Below are 24,856 nucleotides of genomic sequence, written 5' to 3' on the forward strand. Positions count from 1 at the left end.
GATCCCCTGGCAGTCAGCTGGGAAATATCCGCGTCCGGCCAAAAAGTGCTACCGTAACTGCTATGTCTCGGCTGAGTACCGGCCTGCGTGCAGGCGCTGTGTTCCTTGCTCTGGGTGTTACCGCTGCGATCTTCCCGTCGACCGCGGTAGCCGACTCCACGGAGGACTTCCCGATCCCCCGCCGGATGATCAACACCACATGTGATGCCGAGCAGATCCTGGCGGCAACCCGGGACACCAGCCCGGTGTACTACCAGCGCTACATGATCGACTTCAACAACCACCCCAACGTGAACCAGGCCGCCATCGACAAGGCCCACTGGTTCTATGCGTTGTCGCCGGCCGACCGCCGGAACTACTCCGAGAACTTCTATGCGCCACAGGCCGATCCGCTGTGGTTGGCCTGGCCCAACCACATGAAGATCTTCTGGAACAACAAGGGCGTGGTCGCCAAGGCCACCGACATCTGCAACACCTACCCGCCCGGCGACATGTCGGTGTGGAACTGGTCGTAATCCTCACGGCATAAGCGGTATTCACCCACCCAGCGCCCAGGAATCTCCTCCTGGGCGCTGAGTCTTTTGGTGTGCCCTGCTGCCGTTTTCACCACTGAAAGGTACGGCCCGCACCGGAGAACCGGTGCGGGCCGCGTGGCTGTCGGTACACCCACCGACACGAATTACGGTACCTCGGAACAAATTATTTGGCTACCCGAAATCTCGCGGTATGTTCGGACGACAGCCCACACCGACGAGGGAGAGCCATGCCCCACTACGTCCTGCCCGACCTGACCTATGACTACGGTGCGCTCGAGCCCGCGATCAGCGGCGAGATCATGCAGCTGCACCACGACGCGCATCACGCCGCCTACGTCAAGGGCGCCAACTCGACCGTCGACCAGCTCGCCGAGGCGCGTGCCGAGCGCAACCTCGCCCACTTGCCGGGCCTGGAGCGGACGCTGGCGTTTCACCTCGCCGGCCATGCCTTGCACTCGATCTTTTGGACGAATCTCTCGCCGGAGGCCGCCGAAAGGCCCGAGGGGGAACTGGCCGCCGCCATCGACGAGTTCTTCGGCGGATTCGAGGCGTTCCGCGCCGAGATGACCGGGGCCACCTCCAGCGTGCAGGGCTCGGGGTGGGGCGCGCTGGCGTGGGACCCGATCGGGCGTCGTCTGGTCGTGCACCAGATTCACGATCACCACATCAGCGTGGCGATCACCAGCACTCCGCTGCTGGTGTTCGACGCCTGGGAGCACGCGTTCTACCTGCAGTACCGCAACGTCAAGGCCGACTACGTCGACAGGCTGTGGTCCATCGTGAATTGGGCCGACGTCGCCGTCCGCTTCGAGGCCGCTCGCCGCGGCGACCTGTCCGGGCTACGCAGCAGCGACGAGATCGGCGGCGCGCGATGAGCATCCGATCGGTGGATCGAATGCGGGCGGTCAACTGGAATCGCCTGCCCGACCCCAAGGACGCGCAGGTATGGGATCGGCTGACGGGCAACTTCTGGCTGCCGGAGAAGGTGCCGCTGTCCAACGACTCGGCGTCATGGCAGACGCTGACCGCGCAGGAGCAGCAGACGACCGTGCGAGTGTTCACCGGGCTCACGTTGCTCGATACGACGCAGGCCACCGTCGGCGCGGTGTCGATGATCGCCGATGCGGTCACGCCCCACGAGGAGGCGGTGCTGACCAACATCGCGTTCATGGAATCGGTCCACGCCAAGAGCTACAGTTCGATCTTTTCGACGCTGTGCTCCACCCGCCAGATCGACGACGCCTTCGACTGGTCCGAGCGCAATCCGCACCTGCAGCGCAAGGCACAGATCGTCGTCGACTATTACCGCGGGGACGACGCCCTCAAACGCAAGGCGGCGTCGGTCATGCTGGAATCGTTTCTGTTCTACTCCGGTTTCTACCTGCCGATGTACTGGTCCTCGCGCGGCAAGCTCACCAACACCGCCGACATCATCCGGCTGATCATCCGCGACGAAGCCGTGCACGGCTTCTACATCGGCTACAAGTGTCAGCGCGGACTCGCCGAGCTTTCGGAACCAGAGCGGTCCGGCCACCGCGAGTACACCTACGAGCTGTTGAATGCGTTGTACACCAACGAGATTGATTATGCCCACGATCTGTACGACGGCCTGGGCTGGACCGATGACGTGCTGCCCTACATGCGGTTCAACGCCAACAGGGCCCTGGCCAACCTCGGGTACGAACCGATGTTCGGGCCGTCGGACTGCCGGGTGAATCCGGCGGTGCTCTCGGCGCTCGATCCCGGCGCCGGCGAGAACCATGACTTCTTCTCCGGGTCGGGCAGCTCCTATGTCATCGGCTCCCACCAGGCCACCGAGGACGCGGACTGGGACTTCTGACCACCCGCAGCGGGCTGCTCACGCTTCGTAGGATCAGCGCGGCTGTACCAATCCGCCCGGCGGGTGCTCCTCGACGTCGTTGAGGATCAGCTCGCGCACCGCGGGACGCGGTCCGTACGGTCGCAGCATGGTGCTGGCCGGCCGTGGCCGCACGTGCTGCGGCCACCAGAACCAACGCCCGAGCAAGGTGGCCAGCGACGGTGTCATGAACGACCGCACGATCAAGGTGTCGAACAGCAGACCCAGCGCGATCGTCGTACCCACCTGGGCCATCACCAGCAGCGGGCTGAACATGAACGTGGCCATCGTCGCGGCGAACACCAGACCGGCGGAGGTGACCACCGAGCCCGAACCGGCCATCGCGCGGATCGTCCCGGTCTTGAGCCCGGCGTGGATTTCCTCTTTGAACCGCGATATCAGCAGCAGGTTGTAGTCCGAGCCGACCGCCAGCAGCAGGATGACCGCCATCGCCAGCACCATCCAGTGCAACTTCAAACCCAGGATGTACTGCCATAAGAGCACGGAGAGTCCGAACGAGGCGCCCAGCGACAGCAACACCGTGCCGACGATCACGACGGCCGCCACGACGCTTCGGGTGATCACCAGCATGATGACGAAAATCAAAGTGGCCGCGGCGATTCCGGCGATGATCAGGTCGATGTCGGAGCCGTCGTGCATGTCCTTGTACGTCGCCGCGGTGCCGCCGAGGTAGACCTTGGCGCCCTCCCAGGGGGTGCCCTTGATCGCCTCGTGCACGGCCTGCTTGATCGGCTCGATGTGGTTGATGCCTTCGGGGGTCGCCGGGTCGCCTTCGTGGGAAATGATCAGCCGGACGGCGTGCCCGTTCGGCGATATGAACTGCTTGAGACCCCGCGCGAAATCCGGGCTCTTGAACGCCTCCGGCGGAAGGTAGAACGTGTCGTCGTTCTTCGCCTTGTCGAAGGCATCGCCCTGCGCGGTGGCGTTGTCGGCCTGCGCTTTCGCCTGTTCGTTAAGTCCCTGTGTGATCGCGTAATTCGACATGATGGTGTCGAGGTTGCGCTGCTGGCTCTCGATCTGCGGGGGGATCAGCGCCACCAGCTTGGGCTGGATCCGATCCAGCTTGTCCAGGTTCGCGCTCAGGTTCACGATGTTCTCGGCCACCTGGTCGATGCCGTCGAGCGCGTTGAAGACCGACCGGAGTGCCCAGCAGGCCGGGATGTCGTAGCAGTGCTTCTCCCAGTAGAAGTAGCTGCGGATCGGCCGGAGGAAGTCGTCGAAGTTGGCGATGTCGTCGCGCAACCTCTCGGTGATCTGCACGGTTTCCTTGGTGAGCCTGGTGGTTTCGTGCGTGGTGTTGCTCAGATCCTGGGTCACCTGCATCTGCTCGTGCAGCGTTGCCATCGTCTTGTGCAGCTCGTCGGCCTGCTTGAGCAGATTGTTCGCCTGCTCCTCTTGGTAGTGCTGGGTCTGGATCCGCCCCGCGGCTTGCGCGCCCATCTGAAACCCGAGGGTGCTGTGGTCGAGCGGCGTGCCCAACGGCCGGGTGATGGTCTGCACGCGGCCGATACCCGGGATGTGGAAGACCGCCTTGGCGACCTTGTCCAGGACCAGGAAGTCGGCCGGGTTACGCAGGTCGTGATCGGTCTCGATCATCAACAGCTCGGGATTGAGCCGAGCCTGGTCGAAGTGCCGATCCGCGGCGGCATAACCGACATTGGCCGGGGTGTCCGCCGGCAGGAAGTGGCGGTTGTCGTAGTCCGTCTTGTAACCGGGCAGGGCGAGCAGACCGACCAACGCGACCGCGATGGTCACCGCGAGAACGGGTGCGGGCCAGCGGACCACCGCGGTGCCCATGCGACGCCAGCCCCGGGTCTGCAGCTTGCGCTTCGGGTCCATGAGCTTGAAGAACGACGCCACCGTCAACACCGCCGGGCCCAGCGTCAACGCCGCGAGAACCGCCACCAGCATGCCGACCGCGCACGGCACGCCCAGCGTCTGGAAGTACGGCAGCCGGCAGAAGCTCAGGCAGTACATCGCGCCGGCGATGGTCAATCCCGACCCGAGCACGACATGCGCGGTGCTGTGGAACATGGTGTAGAACGCTTTTTCGCGCGACTCGCCCAGACCACGGGCCTCGTGGTAGCGGCCGACCACGAAGATCGCGTAGTCGGTCCCGGCGGCGATCGCCATCAGCACCAGCATGTTGTTGGCGAAGGTGGAAAGCCCGATGATCCCGTAGTTTCCCAGGACCGCGACGACGCCACGGGCCGCCGCCAGTTCGATGAACACCATGACGAGCATGATCAGCATGGTGATCGCCGACCGATAGACGAATAGCAGCATCAAGATGATCACCAAGAACGTGACGAGCGTGACCTTCGCTACGCCCTTCTCACCCGCGTGGGATTGATCGGCGAACAGCGGACCCGCGCCGGTGACGTATGCCTTGATTCCCGGCGGCGCGGGTACCGAGTCCACGATCTTGCGGACGGCCGCGGCGGACTCGTTCGCCAGGCCGCCGCCCATGTTGCCGGCGAGGTAAACCTGGACGTACGCGGCCTTTTGGTCGTGGCTCTGGGAACCCGCCGCCGTGAGCGGATCGCTCCAGAAATCCTGGACGTGCTGGACGTGTTTCTTGTCTTGCTCGACGCGCCTGACGATCTCGTCGTAGTAGCGGTGCGCTTCGGCCCCGAGTGGCTTGTCGCCCTCCAGCAGGATCATGGCCGAGTTGTCGGAGTTGAACTCTTTGAACGTCGACCCGACCTTCATCATCGACTGGAATGACGCCGCGTCGGTCGGACTCATCGACACCGAGTGGGTTTTGGCGACGACCTCCAGCTGCGGGGCCACGGTGTTGGTGACGAACACGATGCCCAACCACACCAGGACGATCGGCAGGGCCAGCTTGTGGATCATCCGCGGCAGGAACGGCGGGATCAGCGGCTGATCGACGCGCGGCGGAACCTCGCCCGGCTCGCTCATGCGGACTTGTCCAGGCAATAGACGAAGGCGTTCACGGTTTGGTTGGGATCCGAGCGATTCGGCGTCTTGATGACGTCACCGCTTCCGTCGTGCTTGTTCACCACGAACTGGCAGGCGATCCAACTGCCGTCGCCTTGCGCCACCAGGTTTGCCGGGATGCCGGGCTTCGTTGAACTCAATACTTTGCTCCAGGGCAAGGGCACGTTGAGGGCCTGCTGCGGATGGGAGTTTTCGTCGAGGTAGTTGATGGTCGCCGTGCTGCCCGGCGGGCCCCAGACCTGGAGCGTGATCGTCTTGGCGTTGAACTCGTCGAGGACCTCTCCCGAGGTGCCACCACCGAACGAACCGCGGTGAACGCCGAAGACGCCGTGCAACCGGTACACGACGAAACCCGACAGCGCGACGACAGCCGCGATCGTGAGCACCAGCCAGAAACGCCCCAAAACCCCCTTTTTCTTGGCGCGCTGCGGAGCGGCCTTTTCGCCCTCCCCGCCGGCGGAGCCCTGCTGCTGCAGCGGCTCGGTCCTTGGCTCAGTCGTCGTCATGGGCGCTCCAAGTCCCTTCCCGTGTTCACCGGTTGAAGATCGCCAAGCCACAGCGTTACCGGCCTCCCTCCCTGAGTTCATGCGGCTTCCGCGATGAGCCCGATGCACGTGGCAGTCAGCAGGCGCGTCAGCGCGGTCGCGAAGTCCAGATTCCACTCCGGCGGAGCCACTTCCGGCTCCTCGGCGTAGACGTCGGTGAGATCCGCCGGCGGGTTCGCGACCTGCCACAGGGTGGCCGCCAGCGAGTACGCGGCCAGCAGGATGTCGAGCGACCCCGACCGCCCGAGCTCGGGCAGCGCCCTCTCGATGGCATCGGCGAGCGAGCGCGTGGCGGCGGTGCTGATGCGCCTGACCTCGATGACCCGCTCCGCGTCCACCTCGTGCTCCAGGTGCAGGTGCAGGTTGGCCAGCAGGTCGCAGAACAGCGGATCGTCGGCCAGCGCCTCGGCCAGCGTCCCGGCGATGCGCGACGGCGATTTGGCGCCGGGCTCGGCCAGCTTGTCCGACACGGTGTTCGACCACCGCACCCACCCCTCGGCGGACAGGCGCAGCAGCACTTCCTTGTGCGAGGTGAAGTAGCGGCGCACCGCCGAGTAGTGAATTCCGGCGCGGCTCGCCACCGCGGTCAGGGTGACCGACGCGACGCCCGTCTCCATCGCCAGCGAGCGTGCGGCTTCCACGAGGGCCTCCGCACGTTGGCGCTTCTTTTCCTCGGTGCGGGCACGCTGGAATGTCAGTTGCGCCACCGGAAGAGCGTAACGCACGTCGTGTGATTTGTATAACGCACGTTGCGTGATTTGTGCGAGGTCACTCTCGTCGGCGGCGCGAACGGGTAAAGGTGGAACCATGCTCCCGTCGCGTCCTTGGAAATAGCGCGTGCAGACCATCGCCCTGATCGGGTTTCTCGGCGGGCTGATCACCGGCATCTCGCCGTGCATCCTGCCGGTGCTCCCGGTGATCCTGCTGTCCGGTGCGGGCGGTACCCGAGCCGACTCCCGCCGCGTGAGTTCGGTGTCCCGCCCGTATCTGGTGATCGCGGGGCTGGTGTGCAGCTTCAGCCTGGCCACCCTGCTCGGCTCCGCGCTGTTGACGGCGCTGCACCTGCCGCAGGACGCGATCCGGTGGGCCGCCCTGGTGGTGTTGACCCTCATCGGCCTGGGGCTGATCTTCCCGCCGGTGCAGCACCTGATCGAACGGCCGTTCGCCTACCTCCCGCAGCGCCAAATCGGCGCCAACGCAGACGGTTTCGGCCTCGGTCTGACGTTGGGCGCCCTCTACGTGCCGTGCGCCGGTCCGGTGCTCGCGGCGATCGTGGTCGCCGGCGGAACCTCGTCGATCGGTCCGGGCGCGCTGGTGTTGACCGCGACCTTCGCCCTCGGAAATGCCGTGCCGCTGTTGGCCTTCGCGCTGGCCGGGCGGCGCGTCGCCGAGCGCGTCGCCGCGTTCCGCCGACGGCAGCGTGCGATTCAGATCGCCGGCGGGATCGCGATGATCGTGCTGGCCGCGGCGCTGGTGTTCAACCTGCCGGCGATGCTGCAGCGAGCCGTCCCCGACTACACGACGGCGATGCAGAACAAGCTGGGCGCCAACGACATCGGGCACAGCCTGAACCCCACCCCCGCGCAGCAGCCGAACCGCGGCACCGGGCTGGCGCTGAGCCCGCCCAGCGTCACCGTCGAGGGGGCGCTCAGCGACTGCTCCAGCGGTTCGGACGAGCTGCAACAGTGCGGGCCCGCGCCCGCCCTGACCGGCGTCACCGGGTGGCTCAACACCCCGGACGGCAAGCCGCTGGACCCCGCCGAGGTGCGCGGCAAGGTCGTGTTGATCGACTTCTGGGCCTACTCGTGTATCAACTGCCAGCGCGCGATCCCACACGTAATCGATTGGTACAACAGGTATCACGACGCGGGATTCGTCGTCATCGGGGTGCACACGCCGGAGTACGCGTTCGAGCGGGTCCCCGAGAACGTGGCCAGCGGCGCCGCCGACCTGCACATCCCCTACCCCATCGCCCTGGACAACGACTACGCGACGTGGAACAACTTCCACAACGTGTACTGGCCGGCCGAATACCTGATCGACGCGAACGGGCAAGTGCGGCACACGAAGTTCGGGGAGGGCGACTACGACGGCACCGAAAAACTGATCCGCCAACTGCTCGCGGACGCCCACCCCGGCGCGCCGCTGCCCGCGCCGACGAGTTCGGCCGACACCACCCCGCAGACCCGGCTCACGCCCGAAACCTACCTCGGTGTCGAAAGGTCCGGAAACTACGGCGGCACCGGCGATTACACGTCGGGCACCGTCACGCTGAGCTTTCCGCCGACCCTGGCCGACGACACGTTCGCCCTGCGCGGGCGCTGGACCCTGGACGATCAGGGCGCCACCGCCGAGGGCGACGACGCCACCGTCCGGCTGAACTACACCGCGAAGGACGTCTACGCCGTGGTCGGCGGCACCGGCACGCTCACCGTGACCCGGGACGGCACGACCACCACCACACCGATCGGCGGGGCGCCCACGTTGCACCGGATCGTCGCCGACGACTCCGCGCACCGCGACCAGCTGGACATGCGGGTCAGCAAGGGCCTGCAGGTCTTCTCGTTCACGTTCGGGTAGCGGGGCGGCTCACGACTTCTTCCACAGACTGCCGACCATCGCGACGACCACGCCGAGTCCCACCAGGGCGGCGCCGGCCAGCAGCGTGACGTTGAGCCATTGGTGCACACCGGCTTCGGCGTGTCCGACCATCGCCTCGGCGACGCGCCGGATGTCGCCGGTGGTGCGGTTGAGCGCCTTGTCGACGTAGCGGCCGGCGACCTCGAGGCCGGCCCACCCGGCCGCGCCGACGAGCAGGGCGGACACCCCCAGGCTGCTGAGCGCCTTGCCGCGCCGGCGCGCGGCGGCCAGCGTGAGCAGCGCGCAGACCCCGCACAACGCCGCCGCCCCCACGCTTACCCACGGCCCCCAGGTGGACAGCCGGCTCAGCCGCCCCTGACGCATCGCTTGTGGCATCGAAACCGTCAGCGGGACAGCCAGTTTCGCGGGAACGGTCACGTTGTAACGGCTGAGCAGCGGCCGGATCGAGTCGTCGCCCAGCATCGGGGCGACGTCGACCGCCCACTGATCGCCGTTCTCGCCGCCCCCCGGGTCACCGAACAGCCAGCCGTGCGCCGCGCGGTTGGCTTGGGCGAACAGAGGCGGGAAGGCCGGCCCGGCGGTGAAAGCGCTGGCGGCATCGTGCACGTCGGAGCTGTCGACGGGATAACGGCCCCCGCCGTGTTCGGCGATGAGAGCCATTGCCCGCGTGGTCAGTTCGGCCGCCATGGCGGACTGCAGGTCCGGGTCGGCCGCCGCCCCGCGCGCCAGCGCGGCGTAGCCGTCGGCGTCGACGACGTGCAGCTGCGTCCACGCCGCGGGGATGGCCACCGCCAGCGCCAGCGTGGTGATGAGCCACAACAGCACGCTCGCCGCGAATCGCACGCCTGCGAATCTACGCAATCCCCCGCACGTACGCGGCCTGCCCGAGGTGCTGGGCGCAGTCGTCGATGATGCTGACCAACCGGGCGCTGGCCGTCACCGGCGGATCCCAGTTGGTGTCCACGACGCGGGCCAGCTCCTCGGCGGTGATCCCGCCGAGGTATTCGAGGGTGAGCTCGTGCACCGCGTGGTAGTAGCCGGACAGCAGGTCCGCGGGCGCCTTCACCTTGGCGACGTCGTCGGGCGAATGCCCGTAGCCCATGTCGCCCTGTGGCAGGTCCAGTCCGAACCGGTCCACCCACCCGTCGCGCAGCCAGACCTGCTCGACCCCGGCCACGTCGGCCAGCTGGAGGTCCTGCACCCGCGCGCTGTGCCAGAGCAGCCACGCGATGCTGTTGGCGTCCGGGGTCGGCCGATAGGACGACACCTCCTCGGTCAATCCCTCGGTGATCTCGTCGACGTGTTCGATCAACCGGGTGAAGGCGTCGCGCAGGAGGTCTTGGATTACGGCGGCATCGTCGGTGCGGGCCATACTCGCGACACTACGGGAGCGCGCCGTGGAAGACAGCCTCGACGTTGTTGCCGTCGGGGTCGCGCACGAACGCGCCAAAGTAGCCGGGGTGGTATTCCGGCCAGAGCCTCGGCTCGTGCAGCGGTTCGGCGCCCAACTCCACGGCCACCCGGTAGAAGGCGCGCACGGCGTCCTCGTCGGGCGCCTCGAACGCCAGGTGAACCTCGCGATTGGGTCCGGCCAGCGCCCCGGAGATCCAGAAGGTCGGCTTGCCCCCGCGGCCATACCCGATGGCGGGGCCCACATCCAGCTGCCGGGAGAAGCCCAGCGTCTCCAGCACCGCGTCGTAGAACCGCTGGGACTTTGCGTAGTCGGCGCAGTTGATGCCCACGTGGTCGATCACGGAAAAGATCCTGGCACGAGCCGCCGCCACGGTCGTAGATTGTTTGGATGACTTGCGACCTCATCATCCGCAACGGCACCATCGTCGACGGGCTGGGGGGTGAGCCGTACGTCGGTGACGTGGCGGTGACCGACAACGTCATCAAGGCGGTCGGCGACGTGAACGGCGCCGCGGCGAACCGCGAGATCGACGCCACCGGGCTGTTGGTCACGCCCGGCTTCGTCGACCTGCACACCCACTACGACGGCCAGTCCATCTGGTCGGAGCGCCTGACGCCGTCGTCGGCGCACGGGGTGACGACGGTGGTGATGGGCAACTGCGGGGTCGGCTTCGCGCCGTGCCGCCAGTCCGACCACGACGTCCTGGTCGACGTGATGGCCGGCGTCGAAGACATCCCGGGCGTCGTGATGACCGACGGCCTGCCGTGGACGTGGGAAACCTTCCCCGAATACATGGACGCCCTCGATGCCGGCAAGCGTGACATCGATGTGGCCGCGTACCTGCCGCACTCGCCGCTGCGCGTGTACGTGATGGGGCAGCGCGGCGCCGACCGCGAGCCGGCCACCGAGGACGACCTGGCGAAGATGCGGGCGTTGGCCAAGGAGGCGATCGAGGCCGGCGCGCTGGGCTTCGCCTCGTCGCGGTTGACCATCCACAAGACCGAAAGTGGTTCGCCCATACCGAGTTACGACGCCGCCCGCGAGGAGATCGAGCAGATCGCCCGCGGCGTCGTGGACGGCGGCGGCGGCCTGCTGCAGTTCGTCCCCGACATCCCGGCCGGCGGCTACCAGCCCGTGCTGCAGACGGTGTTCGACGTTGCCGAGGACGTCGGGCTGCCGCTGACCTTCACCCTCGTCGTCGCCAATTCGGGTGACCCGTCGTGGCCGGACGCCATCACCATGATCGAGAAGGCCAACGCCGCGGGCGGGGACATCACCGCGCAGCTGTTGCCGCGGCCCATCGGGTTGATCATCGGGCTGCAGCTGTCGGCGAACCCCTTCGTGCTCTACCCCAGCTACCGCGAAATCGCGCACCTGCCGCTGGCCGAGCGGGTCGCCGAGATGCGCAAGCCCGAGGTCCGCGCCCGCATCCTGGCCGACAAGCCGGGGCAGGGCCACCCGATCCTGTACGTCGCCCAGATGTGGGACTGGATCTACCCGCTGGGCGAGGACCCCGACTACGAGCCCGACCCGTCGACCAGCATCGGTGCCCGCGCCCGCGCCAAGGGCGTGGAGCCGATGGAGGAGGCCTACGACAGGCTGCTCGACGACGACGGCAAAGCCATGCTGCTGGTCGCGACCAGCAACCTGCAGGGCAACTCGCTGGACACCGTCGGGGAGCTGTTGCACCGCGACGACGTGGTGCTCGGCCTCGGCGACGGCGGCGCGCACTACGGCATGATCTGCGACGCCAGCTACTCGACGTACTTCCTGACCCACTGGGCGCGGGACCGCAAGGCCGGACGGTTCACGGTGCCCGAGGCGGTTCGCGAGCTCACCTCGGTGCCGGCGCGCATCGCCGGGCTGAGCGATCGCGGCCGTATCGCCGTGGGCTACAAGGCCGATCTCAACGTCATCGACCACGCCGCCCTGCGCCTGCACAAGCCGGTCATCACCTACGACCTGCCCGCCGGCGGGCGACGCCTGGACCAGACGGCGGACGGGTATGTCGCCACGATCGTGTCCGGGGAAATCATCGCTGAACACGGCGTCCCCACCGCCGCCCGTCCGGGCAAGTTGGTGCGGGGCCGTCAGCCCGCTCCGGCGCCCTTGCAATAACGCCACCAAAAGTGGCATATACCAGCTAAGTTGGGTCCCGTGACGAACCCGCATTTTGCGTGGTTGCCGCCGGAAGTCAACTCGGCACTAATTTTCTCCGGTCCTGGTCCCGGGCCGCTGCTTGCTGCCGCGGCGGCGTGGGACGGGCTCGCCGGGGAGTTGGCGTCGTCGGCGTCGTCCTTTTCTTCGGTGACGTCGGATCTGGCCAGCGGGTCGTGGCAGGGCGCGTCGTCGGCGGCCATGATGACGGTCGCCAGCCAATACGTGAGTTGGCTTTCCGCGGCGGCCGCGCAGGCGGAAGAGGTGTCCCACCAGGCCTCGGCCATCGCCACCGCGTTCGAGGTGGCGCTGGCGGCCACGGTGCAGCCCGCGGTGGTGGCGGCCAACCGGGCCCTGGTGCGGGCGTTGGCGGCCAACAATCATCTGGGCCAGAACACCCCGGCGATCGCCGACATCGAGGCGGCCTACGACCAGATGTGGGCCTCGGACGTGGCGGCGATGTTCGGGTATCACGCCGACGCGTCGGCGGCCGTGGCGAAGTTGCCGCCCTGGAACGAGGTACTGCAAAACCTCGGGTTCTCCAACACCACCACCGCGGTCACGCGGCCCGCCAGTTCCGGCGCCGTCGCCCGCGGCTACACGTCGCGCATCGCCGGGTTCCTCACGCCCCCGGCGCCGCAGTAGCGCGGGGCCGCATCGGTTCGCGCCTATCCTGGGACATCATGCGCAGCAAGAAGAAAGTCGATTTCGCGGCGCTCGCCGACGCGCTCGTCGATTACCCGTACGCGTACCTGATCACCGTCGACGACGAATACCGCTCGCACACCGTGACGGTCGAACCCGAGTTGCGCGGACAGACCCTCGAGGTCGGTCTCATCGGCGGCCGCACGCAGCAGAACCTGGCCCGGCGCCGCGACGTCACCCTGCTGTGGCCCCCGGCCGAACCGGGCGGCTACTCGCTGATCGTCGACGGCGCGGCCGAGGTGTCGCCCGAAGGCGGAGCCGGTGACGCGGTGCGGCTCACGGTGACCCCCACCCGCGCGCTGCTGCACCGCGACGCCGACTCCCCCGATGCGGCCCGGGGCTGCCTGCACGACTGTGTGGTGTTCTCGCTGCCGGCCTAGCGGCGATTGCCGCCATCGGCCTAGCCGGGCGCAGCGGGTCGCCGCCATCGGCCTAGCCGGGCGCAGCGGGTCGCCGCCATCGGCCTAGGGCCGTACAGTCTCATCCGTGAGCCGCATCGCGCCCCTCGCCCCGCCGTGGAGCGAAGAGGATGCCGCCGGCATCAACAGCTGGGGCCACCCGGACCGCACCTACGAGCCGCTGCTGTTGGTGCGTTGCCTGCAGCGCCATCCGGTGCTGGCCTCCCGGCTGCGCAAGCTCGGCGAATCCCTTTACACCGCAGCGCTTTTGCCGCCCCGGACGCGGACCATCGCCATCCTTCGCATCTGCGCGCTGCTGCGCTGCGCCTACGAGTGGGGCGGGCAGGCCGCCTTCTGGGGTCCGATCGCCGGCGTCAGCGACGACGAGTGCGACGCGCTGGTGTTGGCCGGGGCCGACGACCCGCGGTGGGGCCCGGCCGAGCGGACGCTGATCGCGGCGGTCGACGAGTGCGAGCGCACCGGCTCGTGGTCGGAGGCGACATGGGAAGCGCTCGGCGACTTTCTGGACGACGAGCAGCGGATCGAATTGCTCACGGCCGTCGGCTGGTACCGCACGATCTGCACGCTGTGCAACGCGCTCGCGCTTCCGGTGGAGGGCTGGATGCGGCCCTGGCCGGGGTCAGCCGGCTGACCGGTCCCTGCGCAGGCTCGGATGCTGGTTCTTCAACAGCGGCAGCAGCACTCGTCGCGGCATGAACTGGAACAGGCGGGTGCTGATCTGGCTGGGCAGGCCGGGGATCACGGTTGGGCGGTCGCTCTCGAGCGCGTCGACCCCGGCGCGCGCCACCTCACGCGACGGCTTCCACATGAACTTCGGGAACGCGTCGGCGAATTCGCGCTCGTCCATGCCGGCGCTCTTCACGAACTCGGTGCGCACCGGGCCGGGACACAGCAGCGCGACGGTGACGCCGGTGCCGGCGAGTTCACCGCGCAGCCCATGGGTGTAGTTGTTGACGAACGCCTTGGTGGCCGCGTACCCGGCCTGCCCGGGGAAGGGTTGGTAGCCGGCGGTCGAGCCGACGTTGAGGATCGCGCCGCGGCCGCGCGGCACCATCCGCTGCACCGCGCGGGTGCTCAGGTCGATGACGGCCTCGACGTTGACCCGCACCTGCGCGATCTCGTCGGCCACGGGAATTTTCGTCACCGAGCCCATGGTGCCGATGCCGGCGTTGTTGACCAGGATGTCGGCCGTCAGGCCGCGGCGCTCGACCTCGTCGAACAGGCCGGCGCGGGCGGCGGAATCGGCGACGTCGCAGGCGATCACCTCGACGCGCACCCGGCCGGCGAGTTCGTCGGCCAGATCGCGCAGCCGGTCTTCGCGGCGGGCGACGAGCGTCAAGCCGTGGCCGCGGTCGGCCAACTCGCGGGCGATGTCGGCGCCGATGCCCGACGACGCGCCCGTCACGACGGCGGTGCTGGTGGGTGAGGGAGCGGGAAGCGCCACGCGTTCAAACGTACAAGGCCGGCCAGGCGCCTCGAGTGTGCACTCTGGGCGTCGAGTGTGAGGCCAGGGCTTCGCGGGTGAAACCAGGGCGGGAAAATCGCGAAAAGCTCGCCGTGAGCTCACACCCAAAGCCCTGAGCTCACACTCGATGCCGCGGCGCGGCGGCCTACCCGCCGAAGGTGAAACCAGGGCGGGAAAATCGCGAAAAGCCCGCCGTGAGTTCACGCTCGGCGCCATCGCCACGAAAAAACCCGGCCCCTTGTGAGGGCCGGGTTTTTTCGTTGGCGACTTTTTAGAAGTCCATGCCGCCCATGCCACCGGTCGGGTCGCCGACGGGAGCGGCGGCCTTCTCCGGCTTGTCAGCGACGACGGCCTCGGTCGTCAGGAACAGGCCCGCGATCGACGCGGCGTTCTGCAGCGCCGAACGGGTCACCTTCACCGGGTCGGCGACACCGGCCTTGAGCAGGTCCTCGTACTCACCGGTGGCGGCGTTCAGGCCGGTACCGGCGGGCGAGTTGCGGACCTTCTCGGCCACCACGCCGGGCTCCAGACCACCGTTGAAGGCGATCTGCTTCAGCGGAGCCTCGAGCGCGACGCGGACGATGTTGGCGCCGGTCGCCTCGTCACCGGTGAGCTTCAGCTCGTCCAGCGACGGGGTGGCGTGCAGCAGGGCCACGCCACCACCGGCGACGATGCCCTCCTCCACGGCCGCCTTGGCGTTGCGCACCGCGTCCTCGATGCGGTGCTTGCGCTCCTTGAGCTCGACCTCGGTCGCGGCCCCGGCCTTGATCACCGCAACACCGCCGGCCAGCTTGGCCAGGCGCTCCTGCAGCTTCTCGCGGTCGTAGTCGGAGTCGCTGTTCTCGATCTCGCTGCGGATCTGGGCCACCCGGCCGGCGATGGCGTCCGAGTCACCGGCGCCCTCGACGATGGTGGTCTCGTCCTTGGTGACGACGACCTTGCGGGCCTTACCCAGCAGGGCGACATCGGCGCTCTCGAGCGACAGGCCGACCTCTTCGCTGATGACCTGACCACCGGTGAGGATGGCCATGTCCTGCAGCATCGCCTTGCGGCGGTCACCGAAGCCGGGGGCCTTGACGGCCACCGACTTGAAGGTGCCGCGGATCTTGTTGACGACCAGGGTGCTCAGAGCCTCACCCTCGACGTCCTCGGCGATGATCAGCAGCGGCTTGCCGGCCTGGATGACCTTCTCCAGCAGCGGCAGCAGGTCCTTGACCGTCGACACCTTGGAGCTGACCAGCAGGATGAAGGGGTCCTCGAGGACCGCTTCCTGACGCTCGGCGTCGGTGACGAAGTAGCCCGAGATGTAGCCCTTGTCGAACCGCATGCCCTCGGTGAGCTCGAGCTGCAGGCCGAAGGTGTTGGACTCCTCGACGGTGATGACGCCCTCGTTGCCGACCTTGTCCATCGCCTCGGCGATGAGGTCACCGATCGACTGGTCGCCCGCCGAAATCGCCGCGGTGGCAGCGATCTGGTCCTTGGTCTCGACCTCCTTGGCCGACTTGAGCAGGGTCTCGGTGACCTTCTCGACGGCCTTCTCGATGCCGCGCTTGAGACCCAGCGGGTTGGCGCCGGCGGCGACGTTACGCAGGCCCTCGCGGACCAACGCCTGAGCCAGCACCGTGGCCGTCGTCGTGCCGTCACCGGCGACGTCGTCGGTCTTCTTGGCGACTTCCTTGACCAGCTCGGCGCCGATCTTCTCGTACGGGTCCTCCAGCTCGATCTCCTTGGCGATGGACACACCATCGTTGGTGATCGTGGGGGCACCCCACTTCTTCTCCAGGACGACGTTGCGACCCTTGGGGCCCAACGTCACCTTTACCGCGTCGGCGAGGGCGTTGAGCCCCCGCTCGAGGCCACGGCGGGCCTCTTCGTCATACGCAATTGTCTTGGCCATTGCGAAGTGATTCCTCCGGATTGGGGATGACACGTTCTGGCCGGGTGCAGTGCCCGCGACGGACGACCGGGCTGTCGTTGGACCTGGTCTCACCGTCCCGACCTAGCACTCACTGGTCGCGAGTGCCAAGTCATTCTTAGCACTCGCCTATGCCGAGTGCAAGAAGTAGTGGGACTCAGGGCAGGTCGAGCAGCTGCTCGTAGAAGCCGCCGAAGCCGCGCGGGCGGTCGACCAGATGGATCTCGAGGATCCAGTGGCAGATGCGCCCGCGCGGGTCGGTGCGGCGCATCGGCTTGTCCGAGCCGGGCATGATGTACCACTCGATGCCGGGGCCGGCGATCTTCTTGTGCGGGAACTCCCCCACCAGGTGCCCGGCGATCCGGCTGGCCCACTCGAAGCCCTCCGCGTGGGCCGCCCCGACGACGAAGTCGAACAGCTCGGCGCCGGTGACGTCGGGATTGCCGGCGAAGTAGTCGCGGCCGGCCTGCCACACGCGGGGCAGCGCGTCGCGGACGGCCCTCTTGTGTGGGTCGTCGCCCAACAGGAAGGTCCGGCCGAAGTCGGCCTCCCACTCCTCGAAGATCGGCCCCAGATCCAGGAAGACGATGTCGTCGTCGACGATCAGCCGGTCCGGCGGGCGCTCGTGGAACGGTTGCAGCGTGTTCTCCCCGGCGCGCACGATCCGCCGATGCCAGTGCCGGGTCACGCCGAACATTTCGCCGGCCAGATCGTGGATCTCATCGGAGAGCTCCTTCTCCCCGACCCCGGACCGAATCATGGCCCGCCGCTCGATCTCGTCGAACAGTTGCGCCGCTTTGCGTTCGGCGTCCAGGAGCCGTTCCACGCGCAGTTCCTCCGCGGCCTCCATCCACGCGATGTTATGCGCACACTGGAGCCATGTCCCTCGTCGTGCCGCCCTACCCGCCGGCCCGCTACACCGCAGAAGAGCCGGAGATCAGCGCCTGGCTCAAGCGGGCCGACCAGCCCCCGGACTACGAGACCTCCGGCGTCAAATACCACTACCTGGCCAACCAACAGGACACCGCCGGCGACTACGGCCTCTATCGCGTCGACATCGCCCCGGCCGGCGGCGGTCCCCCGGCCCACTTCCACCGGGCCATGTCGGAGGCCTTCTTCGTGCTCTCCGGGACGATGAAGCTCTACGACGGCACCGAGTGGGCCGACGGGCACCAGGGCGATTTCCTCTATGTCCCGCCGGGCGGCGTCCACGGCTTCCGCAACGAGGCCGACGAGCCGGCGTCGATCCTGATGCTGTTCGCGCCGGGCGCCCCCCGCGAGGCCTACTTCGAAGGCTTCGCGGCGCTGGCCGACATGACCGACGAGGAACGCCGGGAGTGGTTCGTCCGCCACGACAACTACTGGGTCTGACCGCCCAGGTCGCCGTCGACGTAGCGCTGCAGGTTGGGGGCGATCGCGGCGATGGCCTCGTCGTCGGTCATCGAGGCGACGGGCTCGATCTTCCACACGTAGCGCATCAGCGCGAACCCCATCATCTGTGACGAGATGAGGCCGCTGCGGATCAAGCGGTCCCGGTCGTCGCTGCCGAGCCCCGAGACCCCCATCAGGCTGCCCTCGACCACTCGACGAAGTTTGTCGCGGGTGGCGGGGTCGTGCGCCGCGGTCTGCAGGATGGCCCGCAGCGTCGGCCCGATCTCGTCGTCGGCCCAGCTGGCCAGCAGCAGCTGCAGCAGCGCGGCGCCGAGCCGCTCGACCGGGGTGGCCCACACCTCGGCCACGCGGTCCAGCCACTGCTGGGGCGGGTTGGTCGCGGCGTCGAGCAGCCCTTCCTTCGACCCGAAGTAGTGGTAGACCAGCGCCGGGTCGACGTCGGCCCGCCGCGCGACCGCCCGGATCGTGGTGCCGGCCCAGCCGTGCACGGCGAATTCGTCGCGCGCCGCCGCGGCGATCCGCGCGGCCAGCACCCCCCGTTCGTCCCGGGGTCCAGGCGTCGTCGCCGTCTTCGCCACGAGTTTCATCGTAGCGTGAATTTCTCCTTGCGTTGAAACTAATTTCATCGTAGCGTGAGACTAGTCTCAACGGTCCGTGAAAATCTTGAGGAGCGGTCCCATGTACACCTACGACATCGATGCCGCGGCCATGTTCGACGACCGCACCGACCAGTTCGCGAAGTTCGGCGTTCCGCTCGAGGACATCGAGCGGGTCCGCTCCGCCGTCGACGACATGTGGGACGACGCGCCGGGCGGCTGGGTGTACGAATGGTCGCGGGTGGCAAGGGATTACGCCGAGCGCGGGGACCACCGGATGGCGTCCCTGGTGTACGGGTGCGCCAAGTTCCCCTGCCTGACGGACGCCGCCCGGGTCAAGGCGTTGCAGCACCAGCTCGAGCAATTTCAGTTGGCGGCCAACGGCTTTCCGGTGCACTTCGAGCGCCGCATCGTCGCCGTCGGGTACCGCGGCGGATCGGTCGAGGTGCCGGTGCACCTGTATTCGGCCGACGGCCGATACGCGGACCGGGCGGTGCTGATCGCCAGCGGCGGTGTGGACACCTGGAAGATGGACATCCACCCGTGGTGGGTCGGATTCACCCAGGGCGCGGGCGTGACCACGCTGGCCTTCGACCATCCCGGCACCGGCGAGACGGACATCCCGCTCGATGAACACGCCGACGAGGTGATCCGCGGCCTCATCGGCTACGCCCGGACGCTGGGCGACGGCCGGGTCGCCCACTTCGGCGCGTCATTCGGCGGGAACTTCGCCGCGATGTCCGGGCTCACCGGAATCGTCGACGCCGCAATCGAACTCGGCGGCCCGGTGGTCGACGCGTTCGCCGTCGAGAACATCGCAAAGCTGCCCTACGGCATGCGCGACATCGTGGGCAACGCCATGCACTGGGATCACTCCCCCACCCTCGAGGAGCTCAGCGCCGGCCTCAGCCGACTCAACCGACGGGATCTGCTTGCCCGGCAAGGCAATTCGGAAATGTTGGTGATCAATGGCGCCGACGACTACTTCGTCCCGCAGTCCGACACGCTCGTCTTCCAGGGCCGCCCCGACACCGAGGTGCACCTCATCGAGGGCACCGGCCATGTCGCCATGAGCAAGGCGCCCGAGGTGGTGCCGCGGGTCATCGCCTGGCTGCGCGCGCAGATGACAACCGAGCGATGACGCGCCCGGCAACATCCGGCCGGGGTGAGTATGTTTTGGGCCATGGCTTCCAACGACAAAGAAACCCGCGCCTGGTCGGAGAGTGACGTCCCGGATCAGAGCGGGCGCGTCGTCGTCATCACCGGCGCGAACACCGGCATCGGGTATGAGGCGGCCGCCGTGCTGGCCCACCGCGGCGCCCACGTCGTCCTCGCGGTGCGCAACCTCGAGAAGGGCAACGCGGCGCTGTCGCGCATCGTCGCCGCCGGGGGGCAAGGGTCCCGAGAAGTAGACGTCACGCTGCAGCAGCTGGATCTGACCTCGCTGGACGCGGTCCGGTCGGCCGCCGACGCGCTGCGCGCGGCCTACCCGCGCATCGACCTGCTGATCAACAACGCCGGGGTGATGTGGACGCCCAAGCAGGTCACCGCGGACGGATTCGAATTGCAGTTCGGCACCAACCATCTGGGCCACTTCGCGCTGACCGGGTTGCTGCTCGACCACCTGCTCCCCGTGCGGGATTCGCGGGTGGTGACCATCAGCAGCCTCGGCCACCGGCTGCGCGCCGCGATCCACTTCGACGACCTGCAATGGGAACACCGGTACGACCGGATCGCCGCCTACGGGCAATCCAAGCTGGCCAACCTCCTGTTCACCTACGAGCTGCAGCGCCGGCTGGCGGCCACGCCCGACGCGAAGACCATCGCCGTGGCCGCGCACCCCGGCGGCTCCAACACCGAGCTGACCCGCAACCTGCCGGCGATCTTCCGGCCCGCCGCCGCGGCGCTGGGCCCGGTGCTGTTCCAGAGCGCGGCCATGGGTGCGCTGCCGACGTTGCGGGCCGCCACCGATCCGGACGTCCAGGGCGGGCAGTACTTCGGCCCGGACGGATTCCTCGAGCAGCGTGGGCACCCGAAGCTCGTCAAGTCCAGCGCCCAGTCCCACGACGCGGAACTGCAACGCCGGCTGTGGGCCGTCTCCGAAGAGCTCACCGGCGTCCGCTTCCCGGTCTGACGCGCGGATAATGGCCCCGATGCGATCAGTCGCGGAACATCAGCGCGTCGTCACCGATTTGATTCGTCCGCGGCCGCCGGTTTCGGTCGCGCTGACCGACGCCCAGGGCCTGGTGCTGGCCGAGGACGTCATCGCCCAGCTGGCCCTGCCGGTCTTCGACAACTCCGCGATGGACGGCTACGCGGTGCGCGCCGAGGACACGGCGTCCGCGACGCCGGAAAACCCGGTGGTGTTGCCGGTCGCCGAGGACATTCCGGCCGGGCGCACCGACGAGCTGACGCTGCAACCCGGTACGGCGCACCGGATCATGACGGGCGCCCCGCTGCCGGCGGGGGCGACGGCGATCGTTCCGGTCGAGGCCACCGACGGCGGGGTGGACGTCGTGTCGATCCGCGAGCCCCGCGAGGCCGGCAAGCACATCCGGTGCGCGGGTGAGGACGTCGCCCCCGGCACCACAGTGTTGCGCCGCGGCCAGGTCGTGACGCCGGCGGTGCTCGGCTTGGCCGCCGCGCTGGGGATCGCCGAGCTGCCGGTGATTCCGCGCCAGCGGGTGCTGGTGATCTCGACCGGATCGGAGCTGGTGACCCCGGGCGTCCCGCTGCGGCCGGGGCAGATCTACGAGTCCAACTCGATCATGCTGGCCGGGGCGGTTCGGGATGCGGGCGCCGATCTGGTCGCCGTCGCGACCGCGGAAGACGATGTGGCTCAATTCAGTTCGATCATCGACCGGTACGCGGCCGACTCCGATTTGATCATCACCAGCGGCGGTGTCAGCGCCGGCGCCTACGAGGTGGTCAAGGACGCCTTCGGGCGCGAGGGCGATCAGGGCGTGGAATTCGTCAAGGTGGCGATGCAGCCCGGGATGCCGCAGGGCGTGGGCCGGGTGGCGGGCGCGACGATCGTCACGCTGCCCGGCAACCCGGTCAGCGCGCTGGTGTCCTTCGAGGTGTTCATCCGGCCGGCGCTGCGCACGGCGATGGGCCTGCCCGACCCCGAACGCCCGCACCGATCCGCCGTGCTCGCCGAGTCGCTGACCTCGCCGCGGGGCAAGCGGCAGTTCCGGCGCGCGGTGCTCAGCGACGACGCGAGCTCGGTCACCAGCTACGGGCCGCCGGCCTCGCACCACCTGCGCTGGCTGGCGTCGGCGAACGGGCTGCTCGACATCCCCGAAGACGTCGTCGAGGTGCCCGAGGGAACGCGGCTGCAGGTCTGGGATCTGCGCTAGCTGTACTGACCGGGGACGTGGGTGACTTAGCCCGCGGGCGTGGCCACGTCCCGGTGGAATTCGTCGGCCTTGTCGAAGGCCGGGTTGTAGCGGATCGCGATGCCGACGATCGACATCATCACCGGGATGGTGGCCAGCGCCGCCGACAGCCCCACCCAGCCGGACAGGTGACCGATCAGCGGCGGGCCGAGCAGGTAGCCCAGCCAGCCCGTCGCCGCCACGATGGCGATCGCCGATCCCGCTTCGCTCGCGCCGTAGGCCGCGCTGAACGCGGTGGGCACCAGCAGCGCCACGCCGACGCCCAGTGCGGCGAAACCGAGCACGCCGACGGCCGCGTTGGCGGTCGCCAGCGTCACGCTCATGCCCGCCACGGCCACCACCGCCAGGGCCGGCAGCAGCCGGCGACTGGGAACCCGCGCGTGCAGCCGGGGCGCTCCGAACCGGGTGATCACCATCGTCAGCGTGTAGGCCGCGTAGCTCAACGCCGAGACGCTCGGGCCGGCGCCCACGACGTTGCGCAGGTAGTTGGCCGACCAGTCGGTGGCCGCGCCCTCGCACAGAAACGACGCGAACGAGACCGCGGCCAGGATCGCCACCGTCGGCGTCATCCAGGCCCGCCGGCCTTGGGGGGTGGGGCCCGAAGACGCGTCGGAGTCATCTGCCGCATCGGGGATCAGGCGACGGGTGAGCATTCCCACCACGATCAGCACGACCGCCCCGAGGACCGTCAGCTGGGCGGTCAGCCCGATGCCCGCGCCGACGCACGCCGCGCCGATGACGGCCCCCACCAGCGTCCCGACGCTCCACATGCCGTGGAACCGCGCCATGATCGGCGCCCGGGCGGCCCGCTCGACGGTCGCGGCCTGGGTGTTCATCGCGACGTCCAGCGCGCCCTGGAACGTCCCCCACAACGCCAGCGCGCCGAAGAGGGCGGCCCCGGATTTGGCCAGCCCCACCGTCGTCCCCGCGACCGCATAGCCGGCGGCCATGACCGGGATCAGGCGGTGGCTGCCCCAGCGGCGCAGCGCCCAGTGGCTTGCCAGCGTGGCCACCACCGATCCCAGCGGGGCGCCGAACAGCGCCGTTCCCAACGCCGCGTCGGAGAGGCCCAGCTCGTCCTTGACCCGCGGAATGTGGGCGGCCCACGACGAAAACACCAGACCGTGGGCGATGAATGCGGCCGTGACACCGCGTTTCGCCCGACGCACCGGTGTCGCCCGCCGATCAGCACTGTGCGGTTGCATGTCGAAGGTCAACGTTCCCTCTGCGGGCGTCCACGAATCAACCGCGGGCTCCGTAAGATGGCCGCGTGGCACGACGCCCCCGCACTATCGGCCCCACGGCTTCGGACCCGGGCTTCAGCCCCCAACACGCGCTGGAGCTGGTGCGCTCCGCCGTCCCGCCGGTGCACCCGGCCGGGCGCCCGTTCATCGGCGCCGGGCTGGCGCTGGCCCTGGCCGGCCGCCGTCACCGCTGGGTGCGACGGGCGGGCCTGCTGGCGGCGGGGGCCTGCGCGGGGTTCTTCCGGCATCCCCCACGCGTGCCGCCCACCCGGCCCGGGGCCGTCGTCGCCCCCGCCGACGGCGAGATCTGCGTGATCGACTTCGCCACCCCGCCCGCCGAATTGAGCATGGGCGACGCGGCGCTGCCGCGGGTCAGCATCTTCCTGTCGCTGCTGGACGCCCATGTGCAGCGCGCACCGGTCAGCGGCGAGGTGATCGCCGTGCAGCACCGGCCGGGCCGCTTCGGGTCGGCCGACCTGGCCGCCGCCAGCACCGAGAACGAACGGACCAGCCTGGTCATCCGCACCCCGGGCGGGGCCGACGTCGTCGCGGTGCAGGTCGCGGGGCTGCTGGCGCGGCGGATCATCTGCGACGCGCACGTCGGGGACAAGCTGTCGATCGGCGACACCTATGGGCTGATCCGGTTCGGCTCCCGGCTCGATACCTACCTGCCGGCCGGCTGCGAACCGCTGGTGAAAGTCGGCCAGCGCGCGATCGCCGGCGAGACCGTGCTGGCCGAGCTGCCATGATCAGCAAGCCGCGCGGCCGGGCGGTCAACCTGCAGATCCTGCCCAGCGCGATGACGGTGCTCTCGGTGTGCGCGGGCTTGACCTCGATCCGGTTCGCCCTCGAACACCAGCCCAAGGCCGCGATGGCGTTGATCGCGGCGGCGGCCATCCTCGACGGTCTGGACGGGCGGGTGGCGCGCATCCTGGACGCCCAGTCGCGGATGGGCGAGGAGATCGACTCGCTGGCCGACGCGGTGAACTTCGGCGTGACCCCGGCGATCGTGCTCTACGTGACGCTGCTGACCAACTCGCCGGCGGGCTGGGTCGTGATCCTGCTCTACGCCGTCTGCGTCGTGTTGCGGCTGGCGCGGTTCAACGCGTTGCAGGACGACGGCAGCCAGCCCGCCTACACGCACGAATTCTTCGTCGGCATGCCCGCGCCGGCCGGGGCGATCTCGATGATCGGCCTGATCGGGCTCAAGCTGCAGTTCGGTGACGGCTGGTGGACCTCGCCGCTGTTCCTGTGCATCTGGATCACCGGGACCTCGATCCTGATGGTCAGCAAGATCCCGATGCGCAAGATGCACGCGGTCGCGGTGCCGCCGAGTTGGGCCGCCCCGCTGCTGGCGATCCTGGCGATCTGCGCGGCCGCGGCGGTGCTGGCGCCCTACGTTTTGATCTGGGTGATCATCATCGCCTACCTGTGCCACGTGCCGTTCGCCATCCGCAACCAGCGCTGGCTGGCCGCCCACCCCGAGGCGTGGGACGACGAACCCAAGCAGCGTCGCGCCACCCGCCGCGCGATCCGCCGGGCGCAGCCCAACCGTCGATCGGTCGCGCGGCTGGGCCTGCGAAAGCCGGGCAGGCGCGTGCCGTGACGGCCGGCGGCTCCGGCGAC

At 68.7% G+C, this 24,856-nt stretch carries 24 protein-coding genes and 1 pseudogene; 14 read left to right on the plus strand and 11 right to left on the minus strand.

What is annotated here, in order from left to right:
* The first annotated feature begins 62 nt into the window (after positions 1 to 62).
* From OCU_RS47155 to nrdF, 3 genes are all read left to right on the plus strand, one after another.
* Positions 63 to 515 carry a DUF5078 domain-containing protein gene (locus OCU_RS47155; RefSeq protein WP_008261284.1) on the plus strand — a complete coding sequence of 151 codons (453 nt, stop codon included), beginning with the start codon at positions 63 to 65 and terminating at the stop codon, positions 513 to 515.
* A 248-nt stretch (positions 516 to 763) separates the two neighbouring features.
* Positions 764 to 1,411 carry a superoxide dismutase gene (locus OCU_RS47160; RefSeq protein ID WP_009953519.1) on the plus strand — a complete coding sequence of 216 codons (648 nt, stop codon included), beginning with the start codon at positions 764 to 766 and terminating at the stop codon, positions 1,409 to 1,411.
* Positions 1,408 to 2,376 (plus strand): class 1b ribonucleoside-diphosphate reductase subunit beta, encoded by a 969-nt coding sequence (gene nrdF, locus OCU_RS47165; protein ID WP_009953517.1) that lies wholly within the window; start codon positions 1,408 to 1,410, stop codon positions 2,374 to 2,376. Before OCU_RS47160 ends, nrdF begins: the two co-directional genes overlap by 4 nt.
* A 33-nt stretch (positions 2,377 to 2,409) precedes the next feature.
* On the opposite strand, the gene OCU_RS47170 is transcribed toward nrdF, so the two are convergent.
* The 3 genes from OCU_RS47170 to OCU_RS47180 all read right to left on the minus strand — a co-directional run bounded on the left by OCU_RS47170 (position 2,410) and on the right by OCU_RS47180 (position 6,649).
* A complete protein-coding gene (locus OCU_RS47170) occupies positions 2,410 to 5,340 on the minus strand; it encodes an MMPL/RND family transporter (RefSeq protein ID WP_009953516.1) in 2,931 nt (976 codons plus the stop codon).
* Positions 5,337 to 5,885 carry an MmpS family transport accessory protein gene (locus OCU_RS47175; protein WP_008261293.1) on the minus strand — a complete coding sequence of 183 codons (549 nt, stop codon included), beginning with the start codon at positions 5,883 to 5,885 and terminating at the stop codon, positions 5,337 to 5,339. Before OCU_RS47175 ends, OCU_RS47170 begins: the two co-directional genes overlap by 4 nt.
* A gap of 77 nt (positions 5,886 to 5,962) precedes the next feature.
* Positions 5,963 to 6,649, minus strand: a complete 687-nt coding sequence (locus tag OCU_RS47180) for a TetR family transcriptional regulator (protein ID WP_085976859.1) — start codon at positions 6,647 to 6,649, stop codon at positions 5,963 to 5,965.
* Positions 6,650 to 6,761: 112 nt separating this feature from the next.
* On the opposite strand from OCU_RS47180, the gene OCU_RS47185 reads away from it, so the two are divergent.
* Positions 6,762 to 8,504 carry a cytochrome c biogenesis protein DipZ gene (locus tag OCU_RS47185; protein WP_014381248.1) on the plus strand — a complete coding sequence of 581 codons (1,743 nt, stop codon included), beginning with the start codon at positions 6,762 to 6,764 and terminating at the stop codon, positions 8,502 to 8,504.
* A 9-nt stretch (positions 8,505 to 8,513) separates the two neighbouring features.
* Here the strand turns inward: OCU_RS47185 and OCU_RS47190 are convergent, their stop codons facing one another.
* From OCU_RS47190 to OCU_RS47200, 3 genes are read right to left on the minus strand one after another with little or no spacing between them, the layout of a single operon-like run.
* Positions 8,514 to 9,368 carry a hypothetical protein gene (locus OCU_RS47190; RefSeq protein ID WP_014381249.1) on the minus strand — a complete coding sequence of 285 codons (855 nt, stop codon included), beginning with the start codon at positions 9,366 to 9,368 and terminating at the stop codon, positions 8,514 to 8,516.
* A 10-nt stretch (positions 9,369 to 9,378) separates the two neighbouring features.
* Positions 9,379 to 9,897, minus strand: a complete 519-nt coding sequence (locus OCU_RS47195) for a mycothiol transferase (RefSeq protein WP_009953511.1) — start codon at positions 9,895 to 9,897, stop codon at positions 9,379 to 9,381.
* A 10-nt stretch (positions 9,898 to 9,907) separates the two neighbouring features.
* Positions 9,908 to 10,279 (minus strand): VOC family protein, encoded by a 372-nt coding sequence (locus OCU_RS47200; protein ID WP_008261301.1) that lies wholly within the window; start codon positions 10,277 to 10,279, stop codon positions 9,908 to 9,910.
* 47 nt (positions 10,280 to 10,326) lie between these two features.
* Here OCU_RS47200 and OCU_RS47205 point away from each other — a divergent pair, with 47 nt between their 5' ends.
* The 4 genes and pseudogenes from OCU_RS47205 to OCU_RS47220 all read left to right on the plus strand — a co-directional run bounded on the left by OCU_RS47205 (position 10,327) and on the right by OCU_RS47220 (position 13,851).
* Positions 10,327 to 12,057, plus strand: a complete 1,731-nt coding sequence (locus OCU_RS47205) for an N-acyl-D-amino-acid deacylase family protein (protein ID WP_014381250.1) — start codon at positions 10,327 to 10,329, stop codon at positions 12,055 to 12,057.
* Positions 12,058 to 12,096: 39 nt separating this feature from the next.
* A pseudogene (locus OCU_RS47210) lies at positions 12,097 to 12,609 on the plus strand (PPE family protein); the annotation flags it as partial.
* Positions 12,610 to 12,779: 170 nt separating this feature from the next.
* A complete protein-coding gene (locus tag OCU_RS47215) occupies positions 12,780 to 13,181 on the plus strand; it encodes a hypothetical protein (RefSeq protein WP_008261307.1) in 402 nt (133 codons plus the stop codon).
* A gap of 106 nt (positions 13,182 to 13,287) precedes the next feature.
* Entirely contained in the window at positions 13,288 to 13,851 is a 564-nt protein-coding gene (locus tag OCU_RS47220; protein WP_009953506.1) for a carboxymuconolactone decarboxylase family protein, read from the plus strand.
* Here the strand turns inward: OCU_RS47220 and OCU_RS47225 are convergent.
* The 3 genes from OCU_RS47225 to OCU_RS47235 form a co-directional block, all read right to left on the minus strand.
* Complete coding sequence (locus OCU_RS47225) at positions 13,840 to 14,664, minus strand: SDR family NAD(P)-dependent oxidoreductase (protein ID WP_014381252.1); 825 nt, start codon at positions 14,662 to 14,664, stop codon at positions 13,840 to 13,842. The genes OCU_RS47220 and OCU_RS47225 overlap by 12 nt on opposite strands.
* Before the next feature lie 292 nt (positions 14,665 to 14,956).
* Positions 14,957 to 16,582, minus strand: a complete 1,626-nt coding sequence (gene groL / locus OCU_RS47230) for a chaperonin GroEL (RefSeq protein WP_008261313.1) — start codon at positions 16,580 to 16,582, stop codon at positions 14,957 to 14,959.
* Positions 16,583 to 16,757: 175 nt separating this feature from the next.
* A complete protein-coding gene (locus tag OCU_RS47235; protein ID WP_014381253.1) occupies positions 16,758 to 17,450 on the minus strand; it encodes a M24 family metallopeptidase in 693 nt (230 codons plus the stop codon).
* A 29-nt stretch (positions 17,451 to 17,479) separates the two neighbouring features.
* Here OCU_RS47235 and OCU_RS47240 point away from each other — a divergent pair, with 29 nt between their 5' ends.
* Positions 17,480 to 17,971 (plus strand): cupin domain-containing protein, encoded by a 492-nt coding sequence (locus OCU_RS47240; RefSeq protein WP_008261318.1) that lies wholly within the window; start codon positions 17,480 to 17,482, stop codon positions 17,969 to 17,971.
* On the opposite strand, the gene OCU_RS47245 is transcribed toward OCU_RS47240, so the two are convergent.
* On the minus strand, positions 17,959 to 18,579 hold the full coding sequence (locus tag OCU_RS47245; RefSeq protein WP_044059223.1) for a TetR/AcrR family transcriptional regulator: 621 nt from the start codon (positions 18,577 to 18,579) through the stop codon (positions 17,959 to 17,961). The two genes, OCU_RS47240 and OCU_RS47245, sit on opposite strands and share 13 nt — an antisense overlap.
* A 91-nt stretch (positions 18,580 to 18,670) precedes the next feature.
* Between OCU_RS47245 and OCU_RS47250 the strand changes: the two genes are divergently transcribed.
* Genes OCU_RS47250 through moeA form a run of 3 tightly spaced genes read left to right on the plus strand, consistent with a single transcriptional unit; the run spans position 18,671 to position 21,947 of the window.
* Complete coding sequence (locus OCU_RS47250) at positions 18,671 to 19,729, plus strand: alpha/beta fold hydrolase (protein WP_014381254.1); 1,059 nt, start codon at positions 18,671 to 18,673, stop codon at positions 19,727 to 19,729.
* 42 nt (positions 19,730 to 19,771) lie between these two features.
* Positions 19,772 to 20,722 (plus strand): SDR family NAD(P)-dependent oxidoreductase, encoded by a 951-nt coding sequence (locus OCU_RS47255; protein WP_008261325.1) that lies wholly within the window; start codon positions 19,772 to 19,774, stop codon positions 20,720 to 20,722.
* A 19-nt stretch (positions 20,723 to 20,741) separates the two neighbouring features.
* A complete protein-coding gene (moeA, locus tag OCU_RS47260; protein WP_014381256.1) occupies positions 20,742 to 21,947 on the plus strand; it encodes a molybdopterin molybdotransferase MoeA in 1,206 nt (401 codons plus the stop codon).
* 26 nt (positions 21,948 to 21,973) lie between these two features.
* Here the strand turns inward: moeA and OCU_RS47265 are convergent, their stop codons facing one another.
* Positions 21,974 to 23,191, minus strand: coding sequence for an MFS transporter (locus OCU_RS47265; protein WP_044059249.1), 1,218 nt, complete (start codon positions 23,189 to 23,191; stop codon positions 21,974 to 21,976).
* Positions 23,192 to 23,256: 65 nt separating this feature from the next.
* Here OCU_RS47265 and OCU_RS47270 point away from each other — a divergent pair, with 65 nt between their 5' ends.
* Positions 23,257 to 23,979 (plus strand): phosphatidylserine decarboxylase, encoded by a 723-nt coding sequence (locus OCU_RS47270; protein ID WP_179293530.1) that lies wholly within the window; start codon positions 23,257 to 23,259, stop codon positions 23,977 to 23,979.
* Positions 23,976 to 24,836, plus strand: coding sequence for a CDP-diacylglycerol--serine O-phosphatidyltransferase (gene pssA / locus OCU_RS47275; RefSeq protein ID WP_008261338.1), 861 nt, complete (start codon positions 23,976 to 23,978; stop codon positions 24,834 to 24,836). The genes OCU_RS47270 and pssA overlap by 4 nt, the downstream gene beginning before the upstream one ends.
* The last annotated feature ends 20 nt before the right edge of the window (positions 24,837 to 24,856 follow it).

Source organism: Mycobacterium intracellulare ATCC 13950 (assembly GCF_000277125.1).
Taxonomy (GTDB): Bacteria; Actinomycetota; Actinomycetes; order Mycobacteriales; family Mycobacteriaceae; genus Mycobacterium; species Mycobacterium intracellulare.

Excerpts from the sequence above, each read along its gene's own strand:
- OCU_RS47245 (WP_044059223.1), bottom strand. The coding sequence starts at position 18,579 with ATGAAACTCGTGGCGAAGACGGCGACGACGCCTGGACCCCGGGACGAA.
- OCU_RS47205 (WP_014381250.1), top strand. The coding sequence starts at position 10,327 with ATGACTTGCGACCTCATCATCCGCAACGGCACCATCGTCGACGGGCTG.
- OCU_RS47155 (WP_008261284.1), top strand. The coding sequence starts at position 63 with ATGTCTCGGCTGAGTACCGGCCTGCGTGCAGGCGCTGTGTTCCTTGCT.
- OCU_RS47215 (WP_008261307.1), top strand. The coding sequence starts at position 12,780 with ATGCGCAGCAAGAAGAAAGTCGATTTCGCGGCGCTCGCCGACGCGCTC.
- moeA (WP_014381256.1), top strand. The coding sequence starts at position 20,742 with ATGCGATCAGTCGCGGAACATCAGCGCGTCGTCACCGATTTGATTCGT.
- nrdF (WP_009953517.1), top strand. The coding sequence starts at position 1,408 with ATGAGCATCCGATCGGTGGATCGAATGCGGGCGGTCAACTGGAATCGC.
- OCU_RS47195 (WP_009953511.1), bottom strand. The coding sequence starts at position 9,897 with ATGGCCCGCACCGACGATGCCGCCGTAATCCAAGACCTCCTGCGCGAC.
- OCU_RS47255 (WP_008261325.1), top strand. The coding sequence starts at position 19,772 with ATGGCTTCCAACGACAAAGAAACCCGCGCCTGGTCGGAGAGTGACGTC.
- OCU_RS47240 (WP_008261318.1), top strand. The coding sequence starts at position 17,480 with ATGTCCCTCGTCGTGCCGCCCTACCCGCCGGCCCGCTACACCGCAGAA.
- OCU_RS47170 (WP_009953516.1), bottom strand. The coding sequence starts at position 5,340 with ATGAGCGAGCCGGGCGAGGTTCCGCCGCGCGTCGATCAGCCGCTGATC.
- groL (WP_008261313.1), bottom strand. The coding sequence starts at position 16,582 with ATGGCCAAGACAATTGCGTATGACGAAGAGGCCCGCCGTGGCCTCGAG.
- OCU_RS47265 (WP_044059249.1), bottom strand. The coding sequence starts at position 23,191 with ATGCAACCGCACAGTGCTGATCGGCGGGCGACACCGGTGCGTCGGGCG.
- OCU_RS47175 (WP_008261293.1), bottom strand. The coding sequence starts at position 5,885 with ATGACGACGACTGAGCCAAGGACCGAGCCGCTGCAGCAGCAGGGCTCC.
- OCU_RS47250 (WP_014381254.1), top strand. The coding sequence starts at position 18,671 with ATGTACACCTACGACATCGATGCCGCGGCCATGTTCGACGACCGCACC.
- OCU_RS47235 (WP_014381253.1), bottom strand. The coding sequence starts at position 17,450 with ATGGAGGCCGCGGAGGAACTGCGCGTGGAACGGCTCCTGGACGCCGAA.
- pssA (WP_008261338.1), top strand. The coding sequence starts at position 23,976 with ATGATCAGCAAGCCGCGCGGCCGGGCGGTCAACCTGCAGATCCTGCCC.
- OCU_RS47160 (WP_009953519.1), top strand. The coding sequence starts at position 764 with ATGCCCCACTACGTCCTGCCCGACCTGACCTATGACTACGGTGCGCTC.